Annotated in this window: 9 protein-coding genes; 5 read left to right on the forward strand and 4 right to left on the reverse strand. The window is 62.5% G+C overall.

Going from position 1 to position 11,265, the window contains the following annotated elements; translation table 11 throughout:
• Nucleotides 1–8 precede the first annotated feature (8 nt).
• Nucleotides 9–1,568: a glycogen synthase GlgA gene (glgA, locus tag LU671_RS13515; protein ID WP_232855912.1), complete on the reverse strand. Its 1,560-nt coding sequence runs from the start codon at nucleotides 1,566–1,568 to the stop codon at nucleotides 9–11.
• A gap of 492 nt (nucleotides 1,569–2,060) precedes the next feature.
• Nucleotides 2,061–2,228, reverse strand: a complete 168-nt coding sequence (locus LU671_RS13520) for a DUF6026 family protein (protein WP_220037411.1) — start codon at nucleotides 2,226–2,228, stop codon at nucleotides 2,061–2,063.
• Between the two features lie 160 nt (nucleotides 2,229–2,388).
• On the opposite strand from LU671_RS13520, the gene gnd reads away from it, so the two are divergent.
• Nucleotides 2,389–3,408 (forward strand): phosphogluconate dehydrogenase (NAD(+)-dependent, decarboxylating), encoded by a 1,020-nt coding sequence (gene gnd, locus LU671_RS13525; protein WP_256206016.1) that lies wholly within the window; start codon nucleotides 2,389–2,391, stop codon nucleotides 3,406–3,408.
• A complete protein-coding gene (zwf, locus tag LU671_RS13530) occupies nucleotides 3,409–4,902 on the forward strand; it encodes a glucose-6-phosphate dehydrogenase (protein ID WP_232855913.1) in 1,494 nt (497 codons plus the stop codon). It begins immediately after the preceding gene.
• Between the two features lie 60 nt (nucleotides 4,903–4,962).
• On the opposite strand, the gene LU671_RS13535 is transcribed toward zwf, so the two are convergent.
• Nucleotides 4,963–6,012 (reverse strand): 3-oxoacyl-[acyl-carrier-protein] synthase III C-terminal domain-containing protein, encoded by a 1,050-nt coding sequence (locus LU671_RS13535; RefSeq protein ID WP_186732622.1) that lies wholly within the window; start codon nucleotides 6,010–6,012, stop codon nucleotides 4,963–4,965.
• A gap of 736 nt (nucleotides 6,013–6,748) precedes the next feature.
• Between LU671_RS13535 and LU671_RS13540 the strand changes: the two genes are divergently transcribed.
• Entirely contained in the window at nucleotides 6,749–8,545 is a 1,797-nt protein-coding gene (locus tag LU671_RS13540; protein WP_232855914.1) for a glycoside hydrolase family 15 protein, read from the forward strand.
• Between the two features lie 61 nt (nucleotides 8,546–8,606).
• Here the strand turns inward: LU671_RS13540 and LU671_RS13545 are convergent, their stop codons facing one another.
• Nucleotides 8,607–9,683 (reverse strand): type I restriction endonuclease, encoded by a 1,077-nt coding sequence (locus LU671_RS13545; RefSeq protein WP_232855915.1) that lies wholly within the window; start codon nucleotides 9,681–9,683, stop codon nucleotides 8,607–8,609.
• Nucleotides 9,684–10,318: 635 nt separating this feature from the next.
• On the opposite strand from LU671_RS13545, the gene LU671_RS13550 reads away from it, so the two are divergent.
• Nucleotides 10,319–10,567 carry a hypothetical protein gene (locus LU671_RS13550; RefSeq protein ID WP_232855916.1) on the forward strand — a complete coding sequence of 83 codons (249 nt, stop codon included), beginning with the start codon at nucleotides 10,319–10,321 and terminating at the stop codon, nucleotides 10,565–10,567.
• A 316-nt stretch (nucleotides 10,568–10,883) separates the two neighbouring features.
• Nucleotides 10,884–11,081, forward strand: a complete 198-nt coding sequence (locus LU671_RS13555; protein WP_232855917.1) for a DUF1737 domain-containing protein — start codon at nucleotides 10,884–10,886, stop codon at nucleotides 11,079–11,081.
• Nucleotides 11,082–11,265 lie beyond the last annotated feature (184 nt).

Consider the following 11,265-nt stretch of genomic DNA (forward strand, 5'->3'; position numbering starts at 1 on the left):
CTCTCCGCTCAGTAGTGGGCGTGCTGCGCCTGCCTGACCAGGTCTTCGTACAGCCGGGCGTAGGGCTCCACCGCCTGGCACCAGTTGAACGGCTGGGTCATCGACAGGCAGCGCATGGCGTTCAGCAGGTTCTTCTTGCCGTACACATAGAAGGCGCGGGCCAGGGCCTCGCGGTAGCTGTCGACGGTCGAGTCGTCGAACAGGAAGCCTGTTACACCGTTGTCGATGGTGTCGGCCAGCCCGCCGGTGTTGCGCGCCACCGGCAGCGAGCCGTAGCGCTGGGCGTACATCTGGCTCAGGCCGCAGGGCTCGTAGCGCGATGGCATCAGCAGGAAATCGCTGCCTGCGAACATGCGCCGGGCGTCGGTCTCGTTGAAGCCGATGCGCACGCCGATACGCCCAGGATGACGCAGGGCCAGCTCGCGCATGGCCTGTTCCTCCTCGGGTTCGCCGCGGCCGATGATGGCGATCTGACCGCCCTGTTGGACGATGTAGTCGGCCACTCCCAGGGTCAGGTCCAGGCCTTTCTGGTAGACCAGCCGCGACACTACGGCGAACAGCGGCCCGTCCGACGGCTCCAGTTCGAACAGCTCACGCACCTGCTGGGCGTTGCGCGCCTTGCCGGCCCAGTCGTTGAGGCTGAAGTTGTGGTGCAGGTGCTGGTCGGTGGCCGCGTCCCAGCTTTCGTCGATGCCGTTGGGGATGCCGCCGAGCAGCCCTTGTTGGGCCTTGCTGGCAAGGAAACCGTCCAGGCCGCAGCCGAACTCGGGGGTGGTGATCTCACGGGCGTAGGTGGCGCTGACCGTGGTGATGTGGCTGGAGTAGGCCAGCCCGGCCTTGAGGAACGACAGCTTGCCGTAGAACTCCATGCCTTCCTGCTGCATGGCGTGGTCGGGGATCGCCAGCTCCGGGCTGCAGCCGCGGCTGTACACGCCCTGGTAGGCCAGGTTGTGGATGGTGAACAGGGTCGGCGTGCTCAGGCCGCGCCAGTGCATGTAGGCCGGGGCCAGCCCGGCCGGCCAGTCGTGGGCGTGCACCAGGTCGGGGCGCCAGTGGGCCATGCCTTCGCCGGCGGCGATTTCCGCCGCCGCCAGGCCCAGGCGGGCGAAGCGAATATGGTTGTCGGGCCAGTCGCGGCCGTTGTTGGCGCCGTAGGGCGTGCCGTCGCGCTGGTACAGCTCGGGGCAGATCAGCACGTAGATCACCAGGCCGTCGGCCAGGTCCATGCGCCCGATCTTGCACGGTGGCAGGGCCGCATGGCCGCCCAGTTCGCCGACGATATGGATGGGGTTGTCGCTTTCCATCACCTGGCGGTAACCGGGGATCAGCACCCGCACGTCGTGCAGGTGCGCCAGGGCGCGGGGCAGGGCGGAGGAGACGTCGCCCAGGCCGCCGGTCTTGACCAGGTCGGCGATCTCCGAGGTGACGAACAGGATCTTGCGCTTGTTCGGATTGTGCTGGCGCTGGGCGCCGGGTGCCTTGACTGTCGGGGCGAGCGCCGATGGCAGCGGCTCGCGGCTATCCGGGTTGAATGACTCTACGTGAGGTTCGACAGCGGCACTGATCATACTTCTCTCCGTCCCTTGTTCTGGTGTGTGCTTAACGTTGGCTCGTGGGTGTGCTCTCTGATCGTTGTTGCATCTTCGTAGTGCGGTCCTTGCCCCAGATACGTGCGCGCAGGCACGGCACGTTCGGCATTCCGGCCGAAAGACGTATGAACTGGTTGGGGTGGGCGGGCTTGACGTGAGGAAGTCCTTTTGCGTCGGCCCACTTAAGTCCTGACCTGCCCGTGTTCTGCAAAGTTCGACTTTTTTACGTCACTTTTTTATGAGCAAAACGCGGGCCGAAACTGGAGTGTAGGAGACGAAATGCGAGAAAAGTGACCCGTTGGTCATTTTTCTCGAGGGCGTTTGTCCGCGCAAACGTTGGCGAGTTGTTGCAAAATATGAGGGTCGCAGCGCAACGCAACGGGTTCGACCCGCGACGGGCGCGATACGGCAACAGGAAAGGGCGTCAGCGAGAGGGTGGGAGCCAGGGCGCTCCCACACGGGATGGGTGAATCAGAGACCGGCGGCCTTGCCTTGCACGCGGGCCTGCTCCAGCAGCAGGTTCAGCTGGGCGACCTGCTGGCGCAGCTGGTCACGTTCGTCTTTCAACTGGCGCAGCTCGTCGCGGCGCACGGTGACGTAGAGGGTCTGGGTGGGAGTGGCTGGCATCAGGGTACCCATGGCACACCTCGCATGGCTGGTGACAATTTGAAGCGTAGTCGCTTCGCGCGGCGCGCATTCTGAATTCTTCGCAGGCCCTTGGGAACTTTTTTGTTTATCGTTGTCGCCCCGTTCGTCGGTGAACCCTACGCCAGAACGCTGGACTAATCTGAAATCGTCAATTGTTGTAAAGCAAAACCAACGGGAGCGTCGTCACATGCAACTGGGAATCATCGGGCTTGGCCGCATGGGCGGCAATATCGCAAGGCGCCTGATGCGCGCAGGTCACAGCACTGTGGTCCACGATCGCAACCGCGAAGCCATCACCACCCTGGAAGGCGAAGGTGCCGTGGGCGCCCACGACCTGGGTGCGCTGGTGCAGAAACTCAAGGCGCCGCGGGCGGTGTGGGTCATGCTGCCCGCGGGCGAAATCACCGAGCAGACCATCGCCCAGCTGGCCGACCTGCTCGAGCCGGGCGACGCCATCATCGATGGCGGCAACACCTTCTACAAGGACGACGTGCGCCGCGCCGCCGAGCTGGGCAAGCGTGGCCTGCACTACCTCGACGTCGGCACCTCCGGCGGCGTGTGGGGCCTGGACCGTGGCTACTGCATGATGATCGGCGGCGAGAAGGCCGTGTTCGAGCGCCTGGAACCGCTGTTCAAGGCCCTTGCCCCGGGCGTCGGCGACATTCCGCGCACCCAGGGCCGCAGCGGCGAGCATGAGCGCGCCGAGCACGGCTACATCCACGCCGGCCCGCCCGGTGCCGGCCACTACGTGAAGATGGTGCACAACGGCATCGAGTACGGCCTGATGCAGGCCTACGCCGAAGGCTTCGACCTGCTGCGCAGCAAGGGCGGCCCGGAATTGCCGGAAGACCAGCGCTTCGACCTCAACGTCGCCGAGATCGCCGAAGTGTGGCGCCGTGGCAGCGTGGTCACCTCCTGGCTGCTGGACCTGACCGCCGACGCGCTGGTCGCCGACCCGCAGCTGACCGAATTCAGCGGTTCGGTGTCCGACAGTGGCGAAGGCCGCTGGACCATCGACGCCGCCGTCGAGCAGGCGGTGCCGGTGCCGGTGCTGTCCAGCGCGCTGTTCGCCCGCTTCCGCTCGCGTCAACAGCAGGGCACCTACGGTGACAAGATCCTCTCCGCCATGCGCCTGGGCTTTGGCGGCCACGTCGAGAAGAAGAAGGACTGAATGAGCAAATCGACCATCCCCGCTGCGCCGCCCTGCACCCTGTTCCTGTTCGGCGCCAGCGGCGACCTGGTCAAGCGCCTGCTGATGCCGGCGCTGTACAACCTCAGCCGTGACGGCCTGCTCGATCGCAACATGCGCATCGTCGGGGTCGACCACAACGCCGCCACGGCCGAGGCGTTCGCCGAGCGCCTGCATGCCTTCATGACCGAGCGCGACGCCGGCAAGTGCCTGGACGAGAAGCTCTGGGCACGCCTGGCCAAGCGCCTGGACTACCAGACCGGCGATTTCCTCGATCCGCAGACTTACCAGGCCCTGGCCCGGCGCATCGACAAGACGCGCCACGGCAACGCCATCTTCTACCTGGCCACCTCGCCACGCTTCTTCCCCGAGGTGGCCCAGCGCCTGGGCGATGCCGGCCTGCTCGACGAGTCGGGCGGGGGCTTTCGCCGGGTGGTGGTGGAAAAGCCCTTCGGCACTGACCTGGCCAGCGCCGAGGCGCTCAACGCCCGCCTGCTCAAGGTGATGAACGAGCGGCAAATCTTTCGCATCGACCATTACCTGGGCAAGGAGACCGTCCAGAACATCCTGGTCAGCCGTTTCTCCAACGGCCTGTTCGAATCGTTCTGGAACAATCATTACATCGACCACGTGCAGATCACCGCCGCCGAGACCGTCGGCGTCGAGACGCGCGGGGCGTTCTACGACAACACCGGCGCCCTGCGCGACATGGTGCCCAACCACCTGTTCCAGCTGCTGGCCATGGTCGCCATGGAGCCGCCGGCGGCCTTCGGCGCCGACGCCGTGCGCGGTGAAAAGGCCAAGGTGATCGGCGCCATCCGCCCCTGGTCGCAGAAGATGGCCCTGCGCAATTCCGTGCGTGGCCAGTACAGCGCCGGCAAGCAGGGCCGCAAGCAGCTCCCCGGCTACCGCGAGGAGGCCAACGTCGCCGCGCACAGCCAGACCGAGACCTACGTCGCCCTCAAGGTGATGATCGACAACTGGCGCTGGGCCGGGGTGCCGTTCTACCTGCGCACCGGCAAGCGCATGAGCGTGCGCGACACCGAGATCGCCATCTGCTTCAAGCCGGCGCCCTACGCGCAGTTTCGCGAAAGCGAGCTGGAGCGGCCCAAGCCCAATTACCTGAAGATCCAGATCCAGCCCAACGAGGGCATGTGGTTCGACCTGCAGGCCAAGCGCCCGGGGCCGGAGCTGGTGATGGAGAATGTCGAGATGGGCTTCGCCTACAAGGACTTCTTCAAGATGACCCCGGCGACCGGTTACGAGACGCTGATCTACGACTGCCTCACCGGTGACCAGACCCTGTTCCAGCGTGCCGACAACATCGAGAACGGCTGGCGCGCGGTGCAACCGTTCCTCGATGCCTGGGCGGCTGAGGGCGGCGAAGTGCACGGGTATGCGGCGGGGGAGGATGGCCCCGAGGCCGGCGACGAGCTGCTGGCGCGGGACAAGCGCGAGTGGCACACGCTGGGGTGACGCCAGCGGGAGCAGCGACCTGCCGCCGTTGCAGCACGGCGGCAGGTCTTCAGAGCAGCCCTACAAGGTAAACGACAGCGCCGAGAACACCATCCCGCCACTGCCCGCCCAGCCCATGCAGAACTGGCCTGGCTCGGCTTCGCCGCGGCTCATGGCATCAAAGATGCCGAAGGGGATCGACGCGGTAATGATGTTGCCGGTCTTGTGCCCGACGTGATGCAACTTGTGATCGACGCCGATCATCTGGCCAATGTGTTCCCACATCTTTGGCGAGCCGGTGTGGATGAACACCTTGTGCACGTCGTCCGCGGTGAGTTTCTGCAGGTTGAAGACTTTGATTGCTTCGTTGCGCCCGTCTTCATGCAGGGCGGCGGCATAGGAGTTGAACTGGTACTGGCCACCGGTAGGCTCGATCTTGGCGATATCGGCCTCGTTGCAGAATAGCTTCCAGTCCGGCAAGGAGATCGTCGACAAGTCACTCAGGTCAGGGCGGTTGATATAGGAGAACTTGAAGTTCCCCGGTGCCTCGTTACTCAGGATGGTGACGACGGCGGCCTCGCCAATGGTGAAGCTCGGGAACTTGTAGGCCAGCTCGGCCGGCGACTGCAACGAGAAGTTCTTGGGCATCACCGGCCCGCCTTCCGACATGCCGAACTCCATGTTGACGATGGCGGCGTAGCGGATTTCACCGGCTTGCATCTTGCTGTTGATGACGTCCATGGCCGTCACCCAGCCGTTGCAGGCATCGACCACATCGAAGTTGCGGCAGTTCAGGCCCAGCGCCTTGGCGATGAAGGTACTGTTGGCCGGCTCGATAAAGCCGCGGGTAACGTTGGGATAGATCAGCAGGTCCAGGTCGGCCTTGCTGATATTGGCCTGAGCCAGCGCCGCGTCGAACGCCGCTTCCATCAGTGCCATCGGCGTCTCGTCAGCCGCCAGCCAATGGCGGGTGTCGCTGCCGCTTTTTTCCAGCAACTTGCCGATGGTCTTCAAGGTTTTCGGCAAGTCCTCCTGGAAGGTGTCCCTGGAGTGTTGTTCGACCAGGTTGATGACGTCCTGGTTGGTGACTTGGCGTGACGGCAGTATTGCGGAAAGCCCGACGATCTTCATATAACGTCCTTGTTGAGGGGGTTGATCCTGCGCGGTATGTGCGCATGAGTGGAGGCGTGCTCATCCTTGTAAGCAGCCATTGGCCTGATGCTTGCCAGTCAAGCGAAAGGGGGCCGCTCTGCGACCTTTCGCCGGCAAGCCGGCTTCCACAGGGCGCGTGCATTCCCTGAGCCTGCGCTGTATCCGTGGGAGCCGGCTTGCCGGCGATGGGCTGCGTAGCAGCCCCGGTGACGCCTACTGACTGGCATATTTCTAGCACAGGGTATTCGCGAACCAATGCCGTGGATCAATGTTCCTGCGTGTCGCCAGCGGCACAACTCAAGTGCTGAGTTACGTGTTGTTCCATAGGAGATCGCGTAGGGAACTGTTATCTCTGTGGGAGCAGGCTTGCCCGCGAAGCAGGCGCTGCGGTGCCTGGCACCGGCTATGCCGGTGTTCGCGGCTAAAGCCGCTCCCACAGGTACAGCGCTCGATTCAGCGTTTGCGTGATCCTGTGGGAGCGGGTTTACCCGCGAAGGGCTGCAAAGCAGCCCCAACAAGTGCGATGAAGCGCTAACTGACTGGCATTAGGCGTCGGCGTTCTTACTCTAGGGCGAAGCGGGCGGAGACCTCCCAACAGGAACGGTCTTGATTTCATGTAGGATTTTTCGCAGCGCAGGGCTTAAACCAATGCTCAGTGGAACGACCAGCCGCAGCGAAGCATCCAAACCCAGGCCAACCCGCCAGAGGATCCCCGATGCCTGCCCCGATCGAAGACTACGCCCTCATCGGCAACTGCCGCAGCGCCGCCCTGGTCAACCGCGACGGCGCCCTCGACTGGCTGTGCCTGCCGCGCTTCGACGCCCCCGCGGTGTTCGCCGCCTTGCTGGGCAACGAGGAAAACGGCCGCTGGCGCATCGCCCCCAGCGACCCCGTCGAGCACAGCACTCGCCGCTACCTCGACGACACCCTGGTACTGGAAACCACCTGGACCACCGCCAGTGGCCGCGCCCGGGTGCTCGACTGCATGCCCTTGGGCGAGCGCAACGCCGTGCTGCGCATCGTCGAGGGCCTGGCCGGCGAGACGGCCTTCGAGATGGACCTGGTGCTGCGCTTCGACTACGGCCGCAGCGTGCCCTGGGTGGAAAAGATCGATCCGCTGACCCTGAGCGCCGTCGCCGGTCCTGATCGGCTGATCCTGCGCAGCAGCACCGAAACCCATGGCCGCGACCACCACAGCGTCGCCCGTTTTCGCGTGTGCGCAGGGCAGCGCCAGGTGTTCAGCCTCTGCCACCAGGCCTCGCACCTGCCCGTGCAGCCTGATTGCGATATCGACCACGACTTCGAACAGACTCTCGAGCAGTGGCGGGCCTTCGCCGCCCGCTGCCCTGATGTCGGGCCCTACACCGACCGGGTGCGTCGTTCGCTGTTGACCCTCAAGGCCATGACCTACGCGCCTACCGGCGGCATGGTCGCCGCCGTCACCACGTCGCTGCCCGAGCGTGTCGGCGGCGAGCGCAACTGGGACTACCGCTACTGCTGGCTGCGCGATGCCACCATGACCCTGCTGGCGCTGATGAACCTGGGTTATTTCGACGAGGCCCAGGCCTGGCGTGAATGGCTGCTGCGCTCGGTGGCCGGCAATCCCGAGCAGATGCAGATCATGTACGGCCTGGCGGGGGAACGTGACCTGCCCGAATTTACCTTGCCCTGGCTACCGGGTTACGAGGGCTCGCAGCCGGTGCGGGTCGGCAATGCCGCCGCCGGCCAGTTGCAGCTGGACATCTACGGCGAACTGGCCGACGCCATGACCCAGGCGATCAAGGGCGGCCTGCCGCGCCACCCGCGCGGCGCGGCCATCGCCCGTGCGATCCTGCCGTACCTGGAAGGCATCTGGCGCGAGCCGGACGAGGGCCTGTGGGAGGTACGGGGCGGTCGCCAGCACTTCGTGCACTCCAAGGTCATGGCCTGGGTCGCCTTCGACCGGGCGGCGGGTCTGGCCGATACCACCGAGGAAGGGCGTGAGCGCAGCCGGCATTACCGCCAGGTGGCGGACGAGATCCGTGACGAGGTCTGCCGGCGCGGGCTGGACGCCGGCGGTCGGCACTTCGTCCAGGCCTACGGCTCGGCGGAGCTGGACGCGAGCTTGCTGCAGATCGCCCTGACCGGCTTTCTGCCGGCCGACGATCCACGCTTTCTGCGCACCCTGGAACAGATCGAAAGGCGCCTGCTGCGCAACGGCCTGCTGCTGCGCTACGACAGCGACAATTGCAGCGACGGCCTGACACCGGGGGAGGGGACGTTTCTGGTGTGTTCGTTCTGGCTGGCGGATGTGTATGTGCTGCTGGGGCGGCAGGACGAGGCGCAGGTGCTGTATGAACGATTGATGGGCTTGTGCAATGACGTGGGGCTGCTGGCCGAACAGTACGACCCGGCGGGGAAGCGCATGCTGGGGAATTTCCCGCAGGCGTTCAGCCATATCGGGATCATCAATACGGCGTTGAACCTGCACCGGGCGCAGTGTCCGGTGCGGGATCGGGCGGGGAGCAGTTGATGGTGAGAAGGTAGGGTTGCCTTTGCCCTGGCTGCACTCCAGTGGCGAGGGCGTCTTTTCTTTACTCGTAGTAGCCCACGGTGTCCCTTAACTGATCAGCGAATTCGTAGATGTCGTCTAATGAGTTAATGGGGTGGCGTGTCTCATTTTTATCTTTGTCGAAAATACCGATGTATTTTTGTGAGCGGTTGAAGTGAAGCCGGGTGATCGGTTTCCGGTTGTTGTCGTCTAGTAGAATCCCGAAATAGCTCTGTGTATCTCGGTGGATGACACGTTTGGAGTCCACAGTGGTACGGACAATAGCTTTGACTATGTGGAAACCTTCCAACTCATCCATTGTGGTTTGAATGCGATCTTCTGCATTATCCGAGGACTCGCTCTGGGTTTCGGTAACAACCTTTTCAGCAGGGGTTGGGTAAGAAACACCACTCATGGCTGACTTCAGGCGATCGTTGATCTGGTCATTCAAAAATTGAGATGCTGCCTTGCGAGTCAGCAAACTGAACTGCTCTCTTACTTTTTGAGTGATGACGCCATCGTAGACGCGTGAGGCGAAGAATTTTATGAAGTCATCGTCAGGTTGGCTGAATTGTGACGCGATGACCCGTTTGATCTGCCCGACGTATTTGAGCTCTCCTGCCGCATTGATTATTGAGTCAACGTCGAAGGCTGATTTTGTAAGTTTCTGCAGCTCCGGGATAACGTGCTCATCAATATCGAGAAGGTCGATTTCCAAAAATGGCTTTTCATCCATTTTATTCGGTGCGTCAAGGTCTGTGAAGAAGCGGTAATGCCGCCCATTCGTCAGTATTGAAATTCTGGCCGTTGTGACGTGAAAGTAGCGGAATAATTGGCTCGCATGGTTGATGTTGAGGGGCTCGCCAATTTTCTTCGTTTCGATGAGGATCTGGATTTCACCATTTTTCAAAATGGCATAATCAATTTTCTCACCCTTCTTTGTGCCCACGTCACAGACGTATTCTGGAACAACTTCGGACGGATCGAAAACGTCGTAGCCCAGGACGGAGTGGATAAAGGGCATGATGAATGCCGTTTTAGTGGCTTCTTCAGTTTGAATGCTCGAAGCCAGTTGGTTGACCTTGGCGGCCATCGCGTTGAGACGTTCTACAAATTCCATTTGCGCTCCAGTGCGTGCTCACCCATCCGGGCGGTAGAGGCAAGACGCTACTATGGTGGATCAGCTTGCCGCTACTGTCGTTTCATCCATGCTGGATACCCGAACAGGCAGGTGAAAGCCACAATTTAGCTGCCTGAAAGTTAATCCTACATCCGCAGAACGATCAGATTTTCCTCATTGCTTGTAGTCCATTTCCGAGTCATCCTTTTGCCCCTCCCCAGCCATTGCTACGGTTTTCTCAGCAATCTACGCTCCTTCGGTCGTTGCCAATTCAGCGACCGGGTCTGCAAGCCTGTGTGTGATAGGAAGCCTAGGGTCTGTACGAAATGTGTCTGCGCGAAGGCCAGACAAGGCGAAACGGGGGGAAGAAGCGGAGTGTACTGGAGTACATGAGCATTCCGAGCCCCGTTTCAACGCAGTATGGGAGAGTGCAGATACATTTCGTACAGAGCCTAGCGCTAACTGCTATGCCGCCGACGTATGTCTGTGGCTGATTTATGGCGGTTGTGTGTGGGTGGCCCTCGGGCCAGCCGGGTTTTCTCCTATTGCCCCGGTCTTGCAGCCCTGCACACGACCGCCACCATTACTTGCAAGGTAGTGAATGGCGGCATCTTCCAAGCAAAGGGAGCAGTGCCATGTTGAAGATCGTCCCCGATCCACCGCCATCCAATCCTTCCCCTCATCACATTGAAGACACCCTGATCCAGGCAGCGGAATACGTGCGCTGCGCCCTGATCGTGGCCCATCAGTCGGTGCTGGCCTCACATCCGCATTCGCTTGGTGCAACGCTGGCGCTGACGGCGGTGCACGAGATGGAAACGGTACGCGCGCTGCTGGACTGCGCGTTGGCGCAGGTGCCAGCACAGGTGCAGACACACCATTGAGTTTGCGCATCCGGCGTGGGATGCAGTGGTTGAAGTGGGCATGTCTGGCGATGATTGACGTTGGCTGCGTGGGTGGCCGCGCTGGCGCTATCGCGGGGCAAGCCCGCTCCTACAGGTGCTGTGCAGTGTCTGAGACAGGATTTCCAGCCAAGCAAAGACCCTGTAGGAGCGGGCTTGTCCCGCGATACCGGCGCAGCCGGTGCCATCCGTATGGAGCATGCCCGCTCAGGCCCCACCGAGGCGAATCGACGTGGCAGCTATGGCATGATGCCCGGCCGCGCACGCGATAGACGCCTGCCATGAAAGGAATACTCAGATGCCCTCGACCCCACCCAACGGCCTGCCGGTCTATCGCCTGATCACCGGCAAGGACGACGCCAGTTTCTGCCAGCGTATTTCCGAGAGCCTGGCTTTGGGCTATCAGCTTTATGGTTCGCCCAGTGTGACCTTCGATAGCAGCAAGGGATATGTAGTGGCTGCCCAGGCGGTGCTGTGGCCGGTAGCCATGGACTGAGACGGATGGATGCCGCAATCCGCCTGCGGCGGGCCATGCTCTATGACATGGACCGAGTAAGGGCCGCCAGGTGTCCGACGCAAGCCTTTCAGCGCCTGTGAGATCGAGCGCCGCCCGCGCGGCGCATCGCGACGCAAGGCCGCTCCTACATCTGTTTCGGGCCAGTCAATCCTGTGCCATTACC

This window comes from Pseudomonas sp. NMI760_13 (assembly GCF_021283245.1).
Classification (GTDB): domain Bacteria; phylum Pseudomonadota; class Gammaproteobacteria; order Pseudomonadales; family Pseudomonadaceae; genus Aquipseudomonas; species Aquipseudomonas peradeniyensis.

What these genes read in the sequence shown, in the direction of transcription:
- glgA (WP_232855912.1), bottom strand. Translation starts at nt 1,568, where the DNA reads ATGATCAGTGCCGCTGTCGAACCTCACGTAGAGTCATTCAACCCGGAT.
- LU671_RS13520 (WP_220037411.1), bottom strand. Translation starts at nt 2,228, where the DNA reads ATGGGTACCCTGATGCCAGCCACTCCCACCCAGACCCTCTACGTCACC.
- zwf (WP_232855913.1), top strand. Translation starts at nt 3,409, where the DNA reads ATGAGCAAATCGACCATCCCCGCTGCGCCGCCCTGCACCCTGTTCCTG.
- LU671_RS13535 (WP_186732622.1), bottom strand. Translation starts at nt 6,012, where the DNA reads ATGAAGATCGTCGGGCTTTCCGCAATACTGCCGTCACGCCAAGTCACC.
- LU671_RS13540 (WP_232855914.1), top strand. Translation starts at nt 6,749, where the DNA reads ATGCCTGCCCCGATCGAAGACTACGCCCTCATCGGCAACTGCCGCAGC.
- LU671_RS13545 (WP_232855915.1), bottom strand. Translation starts at nt 9,683, where the DNA reads ATGGAATTTGTAGAACGTCTCAACGCGATGGCCGCCAAGGTCAACCAA.
- LU671_RS13550 (WP_232855916.1), top strand. Translation starts at nt 10,319, where the DNA reads ATGTTGAAGATCGTCCCCGATCCACCGCCATCCAATCCTTCCCCTCAT.
- LU671_RS13555 (WP_232855917.1), top strand. Translation starts at nt 10,884, where the DNA reads ATGCCCTCGACCCCACCCAACGGCCTGCCGGTCTATCGCCTGATCACC.